The sequence below is a fragment of the Legionella lytica genome, from assembly GCF_044626755.1.
GTDB lineage: Bacteria > Pseudomonadota > Gammaproteobacteria > Legionellales > Legionellaceae > Legionella > Legionella lytica_A.
This window is the reverse complement of the sequence record NZ_JBGORX010000003.1, coordinates 37,215-54,490: the sequence shown is the minus strand read 5'-3', so window position 1 is coordinate 54,490 and position 17,276 is coordinate 37,215. Positions and strand designations below refer to the sequence as shown.

The following is a 17,276-nucleotide window of genomic DNA, read 5'->3' as shown; positions in this document are numbered from 1 at the left end:
GTGGTGGCTAGTAATACGGTATTCATACATAAGTCAGACGCGCTCCCGGCATTACGTGCCGCACAAGTCACGTGACTTTAGCGGTTCCTAAGCACCCTTCATTGACTCCCCATTCGCTTTGTTTTAGCATCATCCGCAACCAGACCCGTGGAAAGCAACGCATGCTCATCCATAAAAAAATAGATGCACAAGGCAACTACCTGGAGTTTCCAGGGATTACCGTCATTGCCGATGTAGATGATAAAGATAAAGAATTCTGGCAATGCCTCGCTGAATTATTGGAGGAGAGCACAAACTTACGCCATTATTACGCCCCCCTGCCCCCTTCCAGTTACCATATGACTACGAATAACTTATATACTCAAAGTGATGACACGACTAACTGGCCGGCCTTGCTCACGGACGAACGATTCCAGCGTCTCCATAGGAGGTTAATGGCCACTCCCTTTACTCCCACAGCTCAAGTGGCAGCAATTAAAGTCGCTTACGCCTTGCAGTTAAATTTAACCATTCCTCAATCCCAGTATGAGATAATTAGAACGATTGCCCATGAGTTCGGCATCGAAAACAAAATCCCCAAAACATTCCACATTACTTTAGCTTATGCCTACCAGGAGCCCAGTGATTTGCAAGTCCTGGCCACTGAAATTGCACAACTCGCATCATTAAGTCAGCAAAAAGAGCTGACATTGCAGCCACCGAGACTGTGTTTTTTCCATGACATGCAAGAATTTTTTTCTTGGGATGGAAAAAGTAATCCCTTTCAGCCGAACCCTGAGTTGAACGCAAATTCCCGACGCCCGCGGAGAACCGCGGGACATCAAAAATGAGGGTATAACTCAACACTTCGCCGCCATTAAAACCACGGAAATGCCTTAAAATGATTAAAGATGAGATGCTCGTTGAATACCATGGCCAACATTGGTTACGTCTTTACCAAAGCCTCTAACGGTACCACATGCTGTTAGCATCCCTACTGTGGCTAAAAAAACACAAACCATTATTATTTTTTTCGCTCTGTTCATGATTTTCCTCTCTTCTCTGAGTTTGAAAATAGGATATTTCTTTAGTTATTCTAGTCCACATTCTGAAATCCTGCCAAAAAATAATCACTGTGAATTTTATTAGCCCTGCAATAAAGACCGTTATAACAAATGGCGAAAAAGGAAGCCTGAGAAAGGTATATTTTCCATAAAAATATTGATAAATTAAGGAACTTATAAGAAAAGAACAGGGATTTAAATTGCGCTCGCTCTTATTAACAGGTCTTTGCTGTGCATCAGTGCTAAGCGGTTGTAAACTTCATAGCGTGACTGCAAGTCATACGCCGCAAATTAATGCACATGATTTAGCAATACCCCATGTTTATAAGATCCCAAATACGCAGCAAGCCAAAAGTTGTCTTACTCGCTTTAATGACCCTCAACTACATCAGCTGATTGCAGTAGCGCTCACAGATGGACCTGATATGCGAAGTGCCTGGGCGCGAATTGATCGGGCCCGTCAAATTGCGAAAGGGGCCTTCTCCGCACTATGGCCTTCCGCGGATCTCACCAGCTCTATTGCCAAGGATCACTTTTCATTTAACGGAGTAGTCCCCCCCCCATTCACTGAAGTCGTAGCCAACCAAGCTCGTATCGAAAACCTGGCCTTAAATTTCAATTACGAATTGGATTTATGGGGCAAAAACCGAGAAACCTTCGCCAGCAGTGTCAATGAAAGTTTTGCGACCCATATGGACATGGAAGAAACCCGGCTAATTTTAAGTTCGACCATTGCCTCAGTTTATTTTGACCTGCAAAATAATCTGATTCAGCAACAATTAGCAAAAGAAAATGTACGCATTTTAGAAGAACTTGAAGGGATTGTTACCGATAGAGCCAAACAAGGGGTTGAATCAGACATTCCAGTCAAGACCGCCATCTCCAGCACTCAAGCAGCACGACTGTCAGTTGGTGACTATCACCGTGCGGAACTGCAGGCTCGCCACCAATTAGCAGCCCTAATGGGTAAAAACCCTTTTAATACCGCGATAGAAACCAGCAAGTTTACTTATAATAAACATGAATTAGCCTTACCTAAAATAATTCCGGTGAATTTACTTGGACATAGACCCGATATTGTTGCCACACGCGCTCGTGCACAAGCTGCAGCACATTTGATTAAAGTCGCCAAGGCGGCCTTTTTCCCCAATATTAATTTAAGTGGCGTGCTTAGCTTACAGTCATTTTACTTTAGCAAACTATTCCATGTAGCTTTGCAAACAGAAGGGGTTAAAGCAGCCCTCGAACTACCTATTTTTGATGCGGGAGCCCGTAAAGCAAATCTAGGCGTAAAGCGTGCAGAATATGAGCTTGCGGTGAATCAATACAACCAAACCATTTTAAATGCCTTACGTGAAGTGAGCGATCAAATGACCGCGCTACAAACCTTAAATAAACAGGTTAACTCTCAAGAAAAGGCGGTACGTGCGATTCAAACCAATTACCGCTTATTTCGCTCCCGTTATGCCAGTGGTGTCATTGATTACGTACAGCTTCTGGAAATAAAACAATTAGTAGTACAACAAAAATCACTGCTCATTAGCTTACAGACCCGTCAAAAACAAGCTTTTGTAGCCTTATTAGCAGCCCTGGGTGGCGAGGTATCATTATGAGCAAAAAAGAAGAAAATGGTGGAGCAACTCCGGCGACCTTACGCAAACGTAAGGTCGCCATGTTGGCCCTAGGTGGTCTGTTTTTATTTATTGCCATTGTCTGGCTTATCTACTGGTTGATTTGGGGACAATTTGAAGAGTATACAGATGATGCTTATGTGAGCGGTAATCTGGTACAACTCATGGCACAAATACCGGGGACTGTTGTTGAAGTGCATACCGAAAACACACAACTGGTAAAAGAAGGACAAGCAATTATTAAAATGGATCAGGCTGACTACGCCATCGCTTTGCAAAAAGCCAAAGCCGATCTAGGACAAACCGTACGCCAAGTACGCCAATATTTTGAAAATGCCGCTCAAGCGCGACAAAATGTAATCTTGGATAAAGCAAATCTAGTCAAAGCTCAACTGGATGTAAAGCGCCGCAAAGGATTGGTAGGGAATCGCGCCGTATCTCGTGAAGAAATGCAACACTATCAAACAGCCTTAGATGCAGCCCAAGCGAGCTATAATGCCTCCCTTCGCCAATTAGATGCAGCCAATGCCTTAGTTGAAAACACGAACCTCTACAACCATCCCCTGGTGGAAACCGCTAAAGCGAATCTAAAAAATGCGTATTTAAACTTCCAAAGAACAACGGTTGTTGCTCCCGTCAGCGGATTCATTGCGAAACGTGCCATTCATCCTGGGCAACAGATAGCACAAGACACCGCCATGCTGGCGATTGTTCCCCTACATGATACCTGGGTGGATGCCAACTATAAGGAGTCCTCACTGGAGCATATTCGCGTAGGCCAACCCGTTATTCTCTATGCCGATGCCTATCCGGGCATAACCTATCATGGCAAAGTGCTGGGGCTCAATGCCGGAACAGGATCCGCATTTTCCTTGCTTCCACCACAAAATGCCACCGGGAACTGGATTAAAATCGTACAGAGATTGCCGGTACGTATTCAGCTGGATGAAAAAGAAGTTGCCCAAAATCCCTTACAAATAGGACTTTCGATGCGGGTTACGGTCGATACCAGCAACCGCGATGGCAGTAGAATGCCGACGACCAACAAGACGCTGTTTAAATATAAAACGACGGTCTTTGCTGACCAATTAGCCAAAGTAGATACGCTGATTGATGATATATTAAAAGCCAACTCTCCTGACATGTCTTTACCCAAGGCAGATAAGCATGACTGAGCTCCCTCCATTAACCGGCAGTCGACTGGCATTAATGACTTTTTCCTTGTCATTAGCCATTTTTATGAATGTGCTTGATGTATCCATTGCGAATGTGGCGATTCCCACCATTGCAGGTGATCTTGGCGTCAGTCCCGATAATGGTACGTGGGTCATCACCTCTTTTGCTGTAAGTCAAGCCATCATGTTGCCACTTACCGGCTGGTTGGCCCGCCGTTTTGGTGAAGTCCGTCTGTTTCTATTTTCTACGGCCTTATTTACTATTGCTTCAGTACTGTGTGGTTTATCAGTTAATCTGCCCATGCTGATTTTTTTCCGAGTGGTGCAAGGAGCAGTTTCTGGTCCAATGATTCCTTTATCGCAAAGTATCTTATTGGCAAACTATCCCCCCGAAAAAAGAGGCTTGGCTACGGGAATATGGGCGATGACCGCTGTCGTAGGCCCCATCCTTGGCCCCATTCTCGGTGGTTATATTACTGATAATTACACCTGGCCATGGATTTTCTATATTAATGTTCCTGTAGGTATTTTTTCGGTGGTCTTTACCATGATAACCCTATCAGGCAGAGAAACCCCCATCGTCAAGCGGCCAATCGATTTTGTCGGTTTAATCTTATTAATTATTGGTATTGGCTGTTTGCAAGTTTTATTAGATAAAGGCCATGATTTAGATTGGTTTCACTCGAATACAATTATTACCTTAGCCATTATTTCCCTAATCGCGCTAAGCTACTTGGTGATTTGGCTGCTGACGCAATGTGATCCAATTATTGACCTGTATTTATTTAAAAATAGAAACTTTACCATTGGGGTCATTTGCCTGACCTTGGGCTTTCTCGTCTATTTTTCTAATGTCGTTATTTTCCCATTGTGGCTACAAACCCAAATGGGTTACACCCCGACTTGGGCAGGACTTGCTGTGGCTCCCGTGGGAATTGTACCGTTTTTTCTTACTCCCATAGTAGGAAACTACATGGGCCGATTTGATTTACGCTGGGTAACCAGCATCGGCTTCATCGTGTTTGCCTTTACCTCCTATTGGCAATCACTATTCTATACAGACATTGGATTCCTCCAACTTATTGAGCCTCGCCTTTTGCAAGGATTTGGCCTGGCCTTTTTCTTTACACCGCTGGTTGCCATGATTTTAGCGGATCTACCTCCTGAAAAAATGGCAAGCGCTCTAGGCTTGGGTAATTTCTTTAGAATTCTTGGGGGAAGTTTTGGCACCTCAATTAGTGTCACCCTATGGAATGATCGAGAAGCCTTGCATCAAAGCCATCTCGTAGAACACGTAAATGCATTTAGCCCCTTCACCCAACAAGCACTTGACCAATTACATACCTTGGGAATTCAAGGGATAAAAGGGTTTGGTGTACTCTATGAAGTCATCATTAACCAGGCGTTCATGTTAGCAACCAATGATATATTCAGAGCTTCTGCCTGGGTATTTACCTTTTTACTGGTGCTGGTGTGGCTAGCCAAACCAACCTATGTGAAATCTGGGGGTCCAGTTGCTGCAGAATGATTGTTTTTAAAACAATTTTTCTCTATAATCCGTTTCGATTTTAAACAATAAGGTGCTTTAAAATGAAAAAATGGATGGTACTGGCAGCATCAAGCTTGATGGCAATGAATGCTCATGCAAAAGAGTTTTACTGTGGTTATAAAGATTATTTTCGTTTAAGCGATGACACACACCCCGAGATTCATATTGTCAATGGATTTAGCGATCAAGATATTATTCTGCAAATGATAGGACCTCGTAGCTTCCTTATTAGAGATTCTTATCAATGCAAAAGCGGATATGCCCACGTTACTGTTGCCTATGATGCAGAAAACTGGTGCGTACTCGATATCAAAGATGGTCCATATATGAATCACCCTAAAGTGAATGCATCTTGCAATGGTATTCGTTATCTTGAAACTGAATATGATGGCTGGGGTAGTTATTCATATACAATTAAATTAGATTAACAATCTCTTCTTATGCACGTCATCCCGAACACAATTAAGGTGTTTCTGAACGAGGTATCAGGATGACGTAGCGATAGATTCCTACTCTCCTAGCTTACTACTTGACAAAACCTGATCAATTAAATAACATATCAGTCCAAATTTAATCATGAGAAACAACAAATGACTGATTTTTTCCGTAAACACTCAACAACACAACTCATAGGCGAGGTTGGCATTGGCGCGCTGAATACTGCCAAAAAGGGTGTTCTTGGTGGTCTTTTAATTGGCGCTACAGCTCCGACTATTGGCTCTCTTGTTATGACCGCAAGTGCCGCGGCACTTGGTGGAGCCCTTTTAGTTATTCCCGCAATGATAGCCTATAAGGCACTCCTGAATAATGAGTATTTGGATCACTCTTTTCTTAGCTATATGGAACATACAGGATTTAAAGCTGCCTTTGCATTCACAGCGGGTTGTCTGGGAGCGGCTATTTTAGGAACCGCCATTCTCCAAGTAGGATTAGCTTGCCTTACCGCCTCGCTCACATTCTCCCTTATTGGCAAAATGAATAATATGATTATTGATGCAACAACGTCTCCTTCTGATGAGAAGTATTTGTCGTTAAACGTCGCACAATAAACCGCCTCTTATTCGTAGTTGTGTCTGCCTGGTTGCTTGCAACCAGGGATTTTCTCTTATAAGTTTTTAGTCCCTTTACGCTGTGTCACATCAAAAGACCATCCGCCCCCTAAAGCTTTAATCAATTGAACACTGGCTATTTGACGACGGGTACGTATGTTCACTGAAGCAAGCTTCGCCTGCAAGGCCGTATTTTCGGCAACCACTACTTGCAAGAAGGTCACTAAACCACCCTTATAGCGATATTGCTCCTGGACCCAGGCACGTATTGCCGCCCGACTTGCGGCATCTTGGGTTACGTGTTCCTTATCCAGTTGCTTCATGGCAACAAGATTATCTTCAACATCCTGAAATCCGGTTAAAACCGACTTGCGGTAAGCAGCTACGGCCGCAAAATAATCGGCTTTAGCCTTATTCAATAGACTACGTAAGCGCCCCCCATCAAAAACGGTAACTTCGGCAATGGGCTGGATAAGGGTTAATAAACTCAGTGGCCCAATAGACCAAAATACACTGGGCTTGGAAATTAAATTTCCTAATGAGCGGCTTTGAAAACCGCCACTTCCAGTTAAGTTAAATTGAGGGAAAAAGGCAGCACGAGCAACCCCAATACTGGCATTAGCAGACTGCACTCGATGTTCCGCTGCAACAATATCCGGACGACGCTCTAATAAAGTTGAAGGCATATTCGGCGCAATAGCTAAGAACGTGTGTGGTAGCTTCGCTGGCGCTAAAGAGAAATTAGCCGGAATTTCTCCGACTAATACCGCAATGGCATGCTCCAACTGCGCCCGAGTTAAACGCATCTCTTCCGCCATCGTCTTGGCATTTTCAAGTTGCGTTTCCGCCTCATCCACATCAGCAATCGGAGCAGCCCCACCTCTATGGCGTTGCTGAGTTAAATAAAGCGCTTTTTTATACGCGGTGACAGTTTGATCTAAAATCCGTTGCTGTTCGTCACTCCCCCTTAAAGCAAAATAATCGCTGGCAAGCTCCGCATGTAAACTTAAATGAATTGCTGCCACATCCGCAGCGCTAGCCTTCGCGGTCTGCGCGCTGGCGACGATTTGATTACGCACTGCACCCCAAGCATCAAGCTCATAGCTTAGATAGCCCCCGGCTAAAAATTGATTGTAAACTAAGGTTGACGGCGGATTCGCAACCCTGCGGGAATTTTGCTGCCGGTCGCCGTTAAAAAGGCCTTGTAAGGTTGGGAACAGTGCTGCACGGGCAACCTGTGCTAAAGCATAGGCATCCTGATAGTGGGCAAATGCTATTTTTAAATCCTGATTCGCAAACGTTAAGCGCTCTTCTAAATCATTAAGAATGGGATCATTAAAAGCTTGCCACCAAGCATCCGGCTTAACCAGACTCGGTTTGGTCGTTACTTTTTTCCAGGTTCCTGTTTCTTTAAAATGCTCCGGAATGGGCATAAATGGACGCTCATATTTGGGTGCTAGTGAGCAACCCGCTAAAGCAAAAACCATTAAACCAGAAATACTTAATTTTTTCATGAAGCTACCCGCACCGTTTCATCATTGGAAATTGCATCGGGAGGGTTTAAAACAATGCGTTCGCCAGGAGTCACGCCGGTCGCAATTTCTACTTCGGCACCAAAATCACGATTGATGGTTACTGATTTTAGGTGAATCTTATTATTTTTATCGACCGCAGCAACCTGCAATCCTGCCGCTTGGAAGATTAAGGTATTCACGGGTAAACGCACCGTATGGGGCGGCAGCGGAAAGCTAAACCAAACCTCAGTATAACTCCCGGATAACATCAATTCCTCTTTATTTTCCGCCGTAAATTGTGCCAGCAAAGTACGGGTGTTTGGGTCAATAGCTCTGGCCGTCTCCAACAATTTCGCCGTAAACACTTTATGGGGATGTTCTGCGAAATGTAAGCTGACCTGCATGTCTTGCGTCAGGCGGGTTGATAAATTTTGTGGTACCTTGACATAAACGCGCAAAGGATTTGTTTGCGCAATACGAAATAAAGGTTTCGCGGTAGTGCTGCTGCCTTCATTAATCAAATCGCCTATATCGGTAGCACGTGCAGTAATTACTCCATCAAAAGGGGCGATTACCCGTTGAAACCCCACTAATTGATTTAAGCGTGCCAAGTTTTCTTTGGCTGAAATCATTGCCGCTTGCAGTGCCTTTGCACTACTCACTTTCTCATCAGTTTCTTGCTTGGATACCGAATCAGTTTTTAGTAGATTCAACCACCGTTTCGCGGTAGATTGGGCAAGATTATTGTTAGCAATTGCCGTATTTAAATCAGCGGCAGCCTGACGCTGTTGGGCGTCAAGCTCTGGCGTTTCGATGTCAGCAAGCAACTCGCCTGCCTTTACATGACTGCCAATATCAACATACCACTTTCGTACATAGCCATTCGTTCGCGCAAAAATAGGCGCTTCATGCCAGGCCCAAACATTTCCTGGCAAAATAATTTTTTCTGTTCCCTTCGCCGCCGTTGCCTCCAGTACCCGCACCACCGTTATCGCTTCCGCAATCGTGCGGTTACGTAAAACAATGGCGGCATGAATACGAAAGATAATCAGCAACAGCACAATAAGTAAGAAAATAGCAATGCCGATCGCATAATGACGATGCCGTTTGTCTTTAAGATGTAATTGCATTTTTTCAAACATTTTTGTTCCTTTGCTTCGCCTTCAATTTACGCTCGTGAATTACATAAAAAACCGCCGGTACAAAAAAGAGTGTGGCAATGGTTGCAAACGATAAACCACCGATTACCGCCCTTCCTAAGGGTGCATTTTGCTCGCCACCATCTCCCAGCCCCAAAGCCATAGGCAACATACCTATCACCATGGCAGAGGCGGTCATTAAAACCGGACGCAGACGTGCCCTTCCGGCTTCAAGTGCTGCCGTGAACGGATTAGGCGTTGTCGACAGATGATCGCGGGCAAAACTAATGATAAGAATACTGTTGGCGGTGGCCACCCCCATACACATAATGGCCCCAGTCAATGCCGGTACACTTAAGGGGGTATGGGTTAAAAACAGCATCCAGGCAATCCCTGCGAGTGCGGCAGGTAAGGCGGTAATAATGATAAAAGGATCCAGCCAAGATTGGAAATTAATCACAATCAACAGATATACCAGTAAAATAGAAAATGCTAAACCCCAATAAAGGCCAGAAAAAGCATGAGACTGGGTTTCAATTTGCCCACGGATTGCCACCGAGGAACCTTTAGGTAACTCTTTTTTGGTTTCATTCAATACTTTTTGAATATCTTTAGCTATGGCTCCTAGATCACGGTCTTGGATTGAGGCAAAAATATCAATTACGGGTTGCACATTATAATGGGATTCAACCGCAGAGCTCCAGGTACGCTTAACCTGACTCACCGCCCCTAAAATTTGTACTTGGCTTGGCAGCGTTAGAGTACCAATGGGAAGATTCTGCAAAGCCTGTAACGAATTCATCACATATTGTGGTGCTTGGGTAACTACGGGATAGGAAACACCATTGCGGGGATCCAGCCAAAAAGTCGGGGAGGTTTGAAAGCTTCCGGATAAACTAATGAGTAAATCCGCAGCAATATTAGCTTGAGTAAAACCAATTTCTTTAGAAAGACTGCGATCCACATCAACCAATAAAGTCGGATAATTATCTGCCTGCCGAGTCCGCACATCAGCAAGTCCGGGAATCAATTTAAGTTGACGCATTAACAGATGCGCATATTGGGCATTCTCTTTTCTTTTTAAGCCAATAATTTGAATATTAATGGGTGAAGGTAAACCAAAATTGATAATTTGATTCACAATATCTGCCGGTAAAAAGGCAATAGAAACTGAAGGAAACTCATTATTTAAAACCGTTCTTAATTTACGAACATAATCAGGACCAGGTCGATGGCCCTCTTTTAAAGAAATTAAAATATCTGCGTCCTCTGGTCCAATCGTTGCCGAGTTACTGTAAGACAAATTAATACCACTTACTGGCAAGCCGATATTGTCAACAATACTGTCTAGCTCATCCGCGGGGATAATACGACGAATTACCGTATCTACGTTATCAACGATACGTGCGGTATCCTCAACCCGGGTCCCAGTTGGGGCTCGAAGATGCAGCTTAATCTGGCCGGCATCCACATTAGGAAAAAAATCAGAACCTAACCAGGGCCATAGCAAAAATACGGAAATCAAGACAATGGCTAAAAAGCAGGGGATGAAAAACCTTGCGTTTTTTAAAGCCGAAGCGAGCAAATCACAATAGCGCAGACGAAACTCTGCAAATTTATGCTCAAAGGCCTCGTGCATACGCACAAAACGATTGCTGCTTTCCGGCTTATTCACCGACAAATCATGTTTCTTCAATAAATATTTAGCTAAGGTAGCTACTAAGGTGCGTGACAAAAGGTAAGACATCAACATAGCGAAGACTACAGCCTCAGCCAAGGGAACAAACAAATACTGCGCGACGCCCCCCAAAAAAAACATCGGCACAAATACAATGCAAATACATAAAGTAGATACTAACGCAGGAATAGCAATTTGCTTCGCCCCATCCAAAATCGATTGTTCTACTTCTTTGCCCTGCTCCAAATTCCAATTAATATTTTCAATCGCAACGGTTGCATCATCAACTAAGATTCCCACCGCAAGAGCCAACCCGCCAAGGGTCATAATGTTAATGGTTTCACCTAATGCAGAAAGAATGGTAATTGAGGCAATGATTGATAAAGGAATCGAGATCGTAATAATAAAAGTACTACGAATGCTCCCTAAAAAGAGCAAAATCATCAAACCAGTTAGTGCGGCGGCAATTATTCCTTCCGTGATAACCCCTTTGATCGCTGCTGTAACAAAGATGGATTGATCCGCAAATTGCGACAAATTTAAGCCTTCAGGCAAAATTTCTTTAACTTTGGGCAACAAGTCTTTGATTTGCTTGATAATATCTAAAGTAGAGGCATTGCCGGATTTTTGAATGGACATCATCACTGCGCGCTGCCCATCCACCCGGACAATATTCGTCTGGGGTGCAAATCCATCTCGCACATGGGCTACGTCACGAATAAAAAGCACTCGTCCCGGAGTCGATGCCACTGGAAAATCATTCATTTGCTCAACAACAAGGGGACTGCCATTAAGCTTGACAATGTACTCATAAGTACCAATCTTTTGAGTCCCCGCAGGAACAATTAAGTTTTGTGCGCCAATTGCCGCATTAATTTGTTGGGCTGAGATGCCATAGGTTTGCATGGCATTGGGGTCAAGGTCGACTTGAATTTGCCGGGTTTTCCCACCATAAGGAAAAGGAATTGCCGCCCCCTGCACGGTCGCCAACTGCGAGCGTAAAAAATTATTCGCTAAGTCATTCAGGTTTTGCTCAGGAATGGTGGCACTGGATAAAACTAACTGCAATACCGGTACTGTTGATGCTTTATAATTGAGTATTAATGGCGGTAATGAGCCTGGAGGTAAGTTTTTCAATATCGTTTGGGAAATCGCGGTAACCTGGCTTAGAGCCACATCAATATTAACCCCTGAATGGAAAAACAATTTGATGACACTCACACCGAGCAAAGATTCCGATTCAATATGTTCAATGTCATTAACCGTTGTCGTGACTGCACGCTCAAACACACTGGTGATACGGTTTCCCATTTCATCCGGCGGCAAGCCGGTGTAATTCCACACCACACTAACGACAGGAATATTAATATCTGGAAAAATATCGGTAGGAGTGCGCATGATTGTCAATGGACCGATGAGAAGTAGCATCAGCGCTAAAACAATAAAGGTGTAAGGTCGCGACAGTGCAATCCATACAATCCACATAAAAACGGTCCCTGTTACATCGAGTAAATAGCTTAGCAGTATAACAACAAAATATAGGTTAAATAAGGTTTTGTTCGCATTTTGACTTGAAGAATCAAGGCATTACTAACTTAGGTCTATAATTTGTCCACAACGAACAAAACCTCGAAATCCATGGGCGCTTATATCGGGTAAAACCCCATCATTATAATGATAAAGCCACATCTTCGCCCTGATTTCGGGAGCTAAAGTGATTAACTGCTCAAAATGCGCATGCACGCCACTGGGTACCCGCAAGGTTTCACAATCATGAAACACAATGGTGGCGTCTTCATAGTATGGTTTAAATTGGTCGGGAGTAAATTGCGTGTCAGCGGTGATAAAAAATTTCTTTCCTTGATGGGTGATATCCAAACCATAACATGGCATTAAACAACCATTGGAATGTACATGGACGGTTTTAATTAAATTGATGCGTAAACCTTCCCATTCAAAGCATTGCCCATTCGCCACCGGTTGTACCGCAAAAAAATCATTCAATGTTGCATCAACCTCATCCAGTGTTTTTAAGCCACCACTAAGGGAATGGTCCCAAAGCATATCCGCCAAGTATTCATGAACAATCAGCGTCGGCTTTCCTTTGTGCGAAACAAACTTCCGTTGTAGGGCAAACCATTCCATGCCGCCAACATGATCCGCATGCAAGTGGCTAATATAAACTGCATCAATATCTTCGGCCGTATAATTGGCTTTAGTTAATGAAAAACGTATATCGGTTCCGCAATCGATTAACAACTTTTTGCCATTATCAGTAAGAAGCAGCATATTGGATTGATAATTTAAGGGATCGCTACCCAATCCACTTGCGGTGCCTAAAAATAATAATTTCATTAAATAATCCTAATAAATACTGCCTGTCCTAAATGAAAAAATACAAATACTTACTCTTAAAGAATAGCATTTAAAATTAGTTATTAAAAATAACCCGATTCACCCAAAATAGTCTATCTTTTTAAATAAGAACAAGTGTTTACAAAGGTTCCTGTGCATGAAATTAAATTTGAAAAATACCCGACTGATTAACTGCTTTTTTTTCTTTTTGGCAATTACGCTAATTACCCTCATCTATTGTTTATTTGAGCTAAAACGCTACTCTGCTCAGGAAATGTTCACCGAGTTAGACCGCCATAAAGCCAATTCAATCGCTGATGAATTACGCCAAAGCTCGGAAGACTTGACCACCATGGCTCGTCTGTATGTGGCTACTAGCAATAAAAAGTATCGAAACTATTATGATCAAGTTCTAGCAATACGTAATGGCGTGGCCCCCCGCCCACTGAATTATGACAAACCATATTGGGATTTAATCATCACCAACAAAAGCCCGAAAGATTATCAAACACCTAAATCATTGGGGCAAATGATGTTAGAGCATCATTTCACTTTAAAAGAGTTTGCACTGCTGACGAAAGCTGAAAATAAAAGTAATGCATTAACCCAAATAGAATTAAAAGCAATGAATGCCGTGGATGGAAAATTTCAAGACCACTCCGGACATTACACCATCCAAGGAAAACCTGATTCAGAGCTGGCGCAAAAATTGCTATTTAATGATGAGTACATGCTTATCAAAACAGAAGTAATGCAACCTCTCCGAGAGTTTTTTGTAGAAGTCAACTCGCGAGTGCAACGCACCATCCTCAGTATTGAAGCACAAATACAACATACTCTTTCCATTGCCTTGGGGCTTGCATTTCTCTCCACCATCATCATGATATTTTCTATAGTGCAAACCTTAAGGTCTTTATCCAAAGCGAATGAAGAAAATGACTTATTGCTACTCAATATCTTACCCGAGTCCATCGCATCTCGCCTTAAGTTAGGGGAGCAAAACATTGCCGATGAGTATCCTCAAGCAAGTGTCATGTTTGCAGACATCATCAATTTCAGTGAGCTAACCGACCAATTAGGACCTAAAAAAACGGTTACCGTTTTAAATAAATTGTTTGCCGAGCTCGATAGCATTACCGAGAAATACCATGTAGAAAAAGTGAAAACGATCGGGGACAACTATATGGCCGTTGCCGGGGTGCCTGTACAGACCACACAACATGCCATAAATATGGCAAATTATGCTCTGGCCGTTTTAGAGCGCATGCACGCCTTTAACGCAGCTCAGCAAATGAATCTGCAATTTCGCATTGGCATGACTTATGGAACGGTAATTGCTGGTGTAATTGGCCATAAAAAATTTTTATACGATGTCTGGGGTAATGTGGTCAATTTGGCCAGTCGTTTAGAAAAAAGCGCCCTGCCTAATAAAATTCATATCTCGGAAAAAATGGCCTTTATGTTAGAAGAAGAATTCATTGTGGAGCCTTATGATACGATTACGGTTAAAGGTTTTGGACCGATAAAAACTTATTTCTTGCTGGATAAACGACAAGACGTTGTAGGCTAAAAATAAACCATGGAGCGAGCTCTATTCTCCATGACTCCTAGGTGAGCTAATGGCAGGAATTACCACGGTTCGCGCTAGCCGAATTAGGCTTATGTCTCACTCGAACTCGGATTATCCGCGGTCACGCCGCGGTAACTTCGTGAGCATTATTAAGTAAAGCAGTCTCATTAGACAATGGGCTATTGATAAGTGATAAATACCCTTAGTGCCTTAATGACAACGCCGGCAAATCCCATAAATATTTAATTCATGGTCAGTCATCTTAAAATTCGCACGCAGAGCAATCTCTTTTTGTCGTTGCTCGATCAATTCATCAACAAATTCTTCGACAAAACCACATTTCACACAAACTAAATGATCATGGTGCTCTCCCTGGCTTAATTCAAAGACAGAATGCCCTCCTTCAAAATTATGGCGCGTGACCAGACCGGCATTTTCAAATTGGGTGAGTACACGATATACCGTCGCCAGGCCGACGTCTTCACCGGTTTCTAATAAGGCCTTATAAACCCCTTCCGCACTTAAATGATGATTACTAGACTGCTCTAAAATCTGCAATACTTTTAAACGTGGTAAGGTGATTTTCAATCCGGCATTTTTTAATTGTTTACTTTCATCCATCGATGCTCCTGGTTCGACTATTTTCTCTAAAGATCACGAAGTTCTCTATACCTTGCAGGTGTCTTTCAGTAAATGACGTGCTATTATGGCGAAATTTTTCACGGTAGGCAAAAAAATGAGAATAATAGCTTTACTCCTTGGTATTTTATGTACCTTAACTCTAACTCAATGCACCTCTTTTGACTTTGCACGTCGAGTCGCTCAGCAAGGAAACTTATTACCCGAATCCAAGCTAAAACGCTTAAAAGTGGGCATGAGCAAGAATGATGTTGCCATCTTGATGGGGACCAGTTTATTAAGTCCTACATTTAACAATGACCGCTGGGATTATGCCTACACTTGGCGCCGTGGTCATGGGAATATTACGATGAAAACCGTAAGTTTATATTTCTCTCATGGAACCTTAAAACGGATTGAGCGCCTCTAATCACTTTAAGGCGCATAGGTTCGGGCCATGAGCTCGAACCTGCGTTCCGCCAATTTTTTGTTTACTTCTTCCCTCGAGCCTTTTGGCGACGATTCTCTTTAGGGTCTAAAGATAAAGGGCGATAAATTTCAACGCGATCGCCCTCTTTAAGCACCGTCTCCAAAGCCACCTGTTTCGCATAAATCCCTACAGGCATGTCTTTAGTTTCAGGGTGAGAATGATGTATTCCAGATACCTGCAACGCATCGGCAACAGTTGCGCCTTGAGGCAATTCCAATCGCTGATGCACGGCTTGCTGTTCTCTATCAATATAAACGAGCTCAACCTTCACCATAAATTGCCCTTGCTCGTTCACAAAATGAATCAACCATTTTATCTGTTACTTGTTCAAAAACAGGCCCTAATAGCATAGAAAACATGCGCCCAGCAAATTCAAACTCTAAATCAAAAGAAACCTTACAGCCCTCTTCCACCTCGTCAAAACGCCAAAATCCTTCCAAGTGACTAAAGGGGCCATCAACTAAACGAATCTCAATCATCTTATTAATTTGTAAGCGATTACGAGTCGTAAACGATTTACTCATCCCCGCCGCACCAATCACCAGGGTGGCCTGAACTTCGTCCTCATCCCGATGATGCACCACACTTTCTGTGCAGTAGGGGAGAAATTGAGCATAATGTTCTACTTCATTTACTAAACGAAACATTTGTTCGCAGGAATAACCTACCGTTCTTGATTTTTTTACTATTGTCATAAAATACTCCCAGGGGCGTGCTGGCATAACCAAAGGCTTATATCTCTAATTTCATCCATACACACAGAATGCTCCATAGGATACTTGTGATCCGCAACATAGGTATAACCATTATTTAATAGCCAATCTTTACTCATCTCAACCCACTTCGGTAATACTAAAGGATCAAATTGCCCTGACCCCAGAAAAATCGGCGTATGCTTATCCAGCTTTGGCCTATTATGATCGGCTAAAGGCAAGTATGCAGATAGAGCAATAACTCCCCCCAAACGGCCTGGAGTATGCAGTGCCGTATGCAAAGCCATGGCCCCACCTTGGGAAAATCCCGCTAAAAACAGTTGCTCCAAGGCAAAACCTTCACGCACTTGCGCATCCATCACTTCGCGAATTAAGGATTCTGACTGCTCAATACCTTCCTTGTCTTGTCGATCAACTAACTCCATTCCCAGGATGTCATACCACGCAGGCATTACCATGCCGTTGTTGAGCGTCACTGGCCGCACTGGCGCATTAATAAACACATGGCGTAACGCCACATCCCCAGCTACCAATTGATCAGCCAAACCCACCATATCAGAAGCATCAGCACCCAAGCCATGCATCCAAATAACACATGCTTGTGCTGGAGCTTGGGGCTCTTTCATATAAACACGCAAAATGTTCCCCTTCATGCAAAAGGCAAATTATCGCCAATGCCTTAGCACAGTGCAAGTTATCCCAAGGCAATATTTACAGGAGTCGCCTTTTTCGATAAAAATTTATTAGTGCTC

At 43.2% G+C, this 17,276-nt stretch carries 17 protein-coding genes; 8 read left to right on the top strand and 9 right to left on the bottom strand.

The window, feature by feature from the left end:
* Positions 1-161: 161 nt before the first annotated feature.
* Complete coding sequence (locus ACD661_RS09925) at positions 162-830, top strand: DUF1868 domain-containing protein (RefSeq protein WP_400187700.1); 669 nt, start codon at positions 162-164, stop codon at positions 828-830.
* 54 nt (positions 831-884) lie between these two features.
* Here the strand turns inward: ACD661_RS09925 and ACD661_RS09920 are convergent, their stop codons facing one another.
* Positions 885-1,025: an entericidin A/B family lipoprotein gene (locus ACD661_RS09920; RefSeq protein ID WP_400187699.1), complete on the bottom strand. Its 141-nt coding sequence runs from the start codon at positions 1,023-1,025 to the stop codon at positions 885-887.
* A gap of 218 nt (positions 1,026-1,243) precedes the next feature.
* On the opposite strand from ACD661_RS09920, the gene ACD661_RS09915 reads away from it, so the two are divergent.
* The 5 genes from ACD661_RS09915 (at position 1,244) to ACD661_RS09895 (ending at position 6,447) form a co-directional block, all read left to right on the top strand.
* On the top strand, positions 1,244-2,656 hold the full coding sequence (locus ACD661_RS09915) for an efflux transporter outer membrane subunit (RefSeq protein WP_400187698.1): 1,413 nt from the start codon (positions 1,244-1,246) through the stop codon (positions 2,654-2,656).
* Positions 2,653-3,849 carry an HlyD family secretion protein gene (locus tag ACD661_RS09910; RefSeq protein ID WP_400187697.1) on the top strand — a complete coding sequence of 399 codons (1,197 nt, stop codon included), beginning with the start codon at positions 2,653-2,655 and terminating at the stop codon, positions 3,847-3,849. Before ACD661_RS09915 ends, ACD661_RS09910 begins: the two co-directional genes overlap by 4 nt.
* Positions 3,842-5,377 (top strand): DHA2 family efflux MFS transporter permease subunit, encoded by a 1,536-nt coding sequence (locus ACD661_RS09905; protein ID WP_400187696.1) that lies wholly within the window; start codon positions 3,842-3,844, stop codon positions 5,375-5,377. Before ACD661_RS09910 ends, ACD661_RS09905 begins: the two co-directional genes overlap by 8 nt.
* 62 nt (positions 5,378-5,439) lie before the next feature.
* A complete protein-coding gene (locus tag ACD661_RS09900; protein ID WP_400187695.1) occupies positions 5,440-5,826 on the top strand; it encodes a hypothetical protein in 387 nt (128 codons plus the stop codon).
* Positions 5,827-5,988: 162 nt separating this feature from the next.
* Positions 5,989-6,447: a hypothetical protein gene (locus tag ACD661_RS09895; protein WP_400187694.1), complete on the top strand. Its 459-nt coding sequence runs from the start codon at positions 5,989-5,991 to the stop codon at positions 6,445-6,447.
* Between the two features lie 56 nt (positions 6,448-6,503).
* Here ACD661_RS09895 and ACD661_RS09890 read toward each other — a convergent pair whose 3' ends face one another.
* From ACD661_RS09890 to ACD661_RS09875, 4 genes are all read right to left on the bottom strand, one after another.
* Positions 6,504-7,961: an efflux transporter outer membrane subunit gene (locus ACD661_RS09890; RefSeq protein ID WP_400187693.1), complete on the bottom strand. Its 1,458-nt coding sequence runs from the start codon at positions 7,959-7,961 to the stop codon at positions 6,504-6,506.
* Positions 7,958-9,103, bottom strand: coding sequence for an efflux RND transporter periplasmic adaptor subunit (locus ACD661_RS09885; protein WP_400187692.1), 1,146 nt, complete (start codon positions 9,101-9,103; stop codon positions 7,958-7,960). The genes ACD661_RS09890 and ACD661_RS09885 overlap by 4 nt, the downstream gene beginning before the upstream one ends.
* Positions 9,096-12,263 (bottom strand): efflux RND transporter permease subunit, encoded by a 3,168-nt coding sequence (locus ACD661_RS09880; RefSeq protein ID WP_400187691.1) that lies wholly within the window; start codon positions 12,261-12,263, stop codon positions 9,096-9,098. Before ACD661_RS09880 ends, ACD661_RS09885 begins: the two co-directional genes overlap by 8 nt.
* Positions 12,264-12,368: 105 nt before the next feature.
* A complete protein-coding gene (locus ACD661_RS09875; RefSeq protein WP_400187690.1) occupies positions 12,369-13,133 on the bottom strand; it encodes an MBL fold metallo-hydrolase in 765 nt (254 codons plus the stop codon).
* A gap of 157 nt (positions 13,134-13,290) precedes the next feature.
* Here ACD661_RS09875 and ACD661_RS09870 point away from each other — a divergent pair, with 157 nt between their 5' ends.
* Positions 13,291-14,703 (top strand): adenylate/guanylate cyclase domain-containing protein, encoded by a 1,413-nt coding sequence (locus ACD661_RS09870; protein ID WP_400187689.1) that lies wholly within the window; start codon positions 13,291-13,293, stop codon positions 14,701-14,703.
* A gap of 210 nt (positions 14,704-14,913) precedes the next feature.
* Here the strand turns inward: ACD661_RS09870 and fur are convergent, their stop codons facing one another.
* Positions 14,914-15,324 carry a ferric iron uptake transcriptional regulator gene (fur, locus tag ACD661_RS09865; RefSeq protein WP_400187688.1) on the bottom strand — a complete coding sequence of 137 codons (411 nt, stop codon included), beginning with the start codon at positions 15,322-15,324 and terminating at the stop codon, positions 14,914-14,916.
* 85 nt (positions 15,325-15,409) lie between these two features.
* Here fur and ACD661_RS09860 point away from each other — a divergent pair, with 85 nt between their 5' ends.
* Positions 15,410-15,751, top strand: a complete 342-nt coding sequence (locus ACD661_RS09860; protein ID WP_400187687.1) for an outer membrane protein assembly factor BamE — start codon at positions 15,410-15,412, stop codon at positions 15,749-15,751.
* A gap of 61 nt (positions 15,752-15,812) precedes the next feature.
* Here ACD661_RS09860 and ACD661_RS09855 read toward each other — a convergent pair whose 3' ends face one another.
* From ACD661_RS09855 to ACD661_RS09845, 3 genes are read right to left on the bottom strand one after another with little or no spacing between them, the layout of a single operon-like run.
* Positions 15,813-16,085: an RnfH family protein gene (locus ACD661_RS09855; protein ID WP_400187686.1), complete on the bottom strand. Its 273-nt coding sequence runs from the start codon at positions 16,083-16,085 to the stop codon at positions 15,813-15,815.
* Positions 16,072-16,506, bottom strand: a complete 435-nt coding sequence (locus ACD661_RS09850) for a type II toxin-antitoxin system RatA family toxin (RefSeq protein ID WP_400187685.1) — start codon at positions 16,504-16,506, stop codon at positions 16,072-16,074. The genes ACD661_RS09855 and ACD661_RS09850 overlap by 14 nt, the downstream gene beginning before the upstream one ends.
* Positions 16,503-17,150, bottom strand: a complete 648-nt coding sequence (locus tag ACD661_RS09845) for an alpha/beta hydrolase (RefSeq protein WP_400187899.1) — start codon at positions 17,148-17,150, stop codon at positions 16,503-16,505. The genes ACD661_RS09850 and ACD661_RS09845 overlap by 4 nt, the downstream gene beginning before the upstream one ends.
* Between the last annotated feature and the right edge of the window lie 126 nt (positions 17,151-17,276).

Bases quoted from the DNA above. Each gene is read 5' to 3' on its own strand.
- ACD661_RS09850 (WP_400187685.1), bottom strand. From the start codon at position 16,506: ATGACAATAGTAAAAAAATCAAGAACGGTAGGTTATTCCTGCGAACAA.
- ACD661_RS09860 (WP_400187687.1), top strand. From the start codon at position 15,410: ATGGCGAAATTTTTCACGGTAGGCAAAAAAATGAGAATAATAGCTTTA.
- ACD661_RS09845 (WP_400187899.1), bottom strand. From the start codon at position 17,150: ATGAAAGAGCCCCAAGCTCCAGCACAAGCATGTGTTATTTGGATGCAT.
- ACD661_RS09875 (WP_400187690.1), bottom strand. From the start codon at position 13,133: ATGAAATTATTATTTTTAGGCACCGCAAGTGGATTGGGTAGCGATCCC.
- ACD661_RS09920 (WP_400187699.1), bottom strand. From the start codon at position 1,025: ATGAACAGAGCGAAAAAAATAATAATGGTTTGTGTTTTTTTAGCCACA.
- ACD661_RS09890 (WP_400187693.1), bottom strand. From the start codon at position 7,961: ATGAAAAAATTAAGTATTTCTGGTTTAATGGTTTTTGCTTTAGCGGGT.
- fur (WP_400187688.1), bottom strand. From the start codon at position 15,324: ATGGATGAAAGTAAACAATTAAAAAATGCCGGATTGAAAATCACCTTA.
- ACD661_RS09895 (WP_400187694.1), top strand. From the start codon at position 5,989: ATGACTGATTTTTTCCGTAAACACTCAACAACACAACTCATAGGCGAG.
- ACD661_RS09880 (WP_400187691.1), bottom strand. From the start codon at position 12,263: ATGTGGATTGTATGGATTGCACTGTCGCGACCTTACACCTTTATTGTT.
- ACD661_RS09900 (WP_400187695.1), top strand. From the start codon at position 5,440: ATGAAAAAATGGATGGTACTGGCAGCATCAAGCTTGATGGCAATGAAT.
- ACD661_RS09925 (WP_400187700.1), top strand. From the start codon at position 162: ATGCTCATCCATAAAAAAATAGATGCACAAGGCAACTACCTGGAGTTT.
- ACD661_RS09910 (WP_400187697.1), top strand. From the start codon at position 2,653: ATGAGCAAAAAAGAAGAAAATGGTGGAGCAACTCCGGCGACCTTACGC.
- ACD661_RS09870 (WP_400187689.1), top strand. From the start codon at position 13,291: ATGAAATTAAATTTGAAAAATACCCGACTGATTAACTGCTTTTTTTTC.
- ACD661_RS09855 (WP_400187686.1), bottom strand. From the start codon at position 16,085: ATGGTGAAGGTTGAGCTCGTTTATATTGATAGAGAACAGCAAGCCGTG.
- ACD661_RS09885 (WP_400187692.1), bottom strand. From the start codon at position 9,103: ATGTTTGAAAAAATGCAATTACATCTTAAAGACAAACGGCATCGTCAT.
- ACD661_RS09905 (WP_400187696.1), top strand. From the start codon at position 3,842: ATGACTGAGCTCCCTCCATTAACCGGCAGTCGACTGGCATTAATGACT.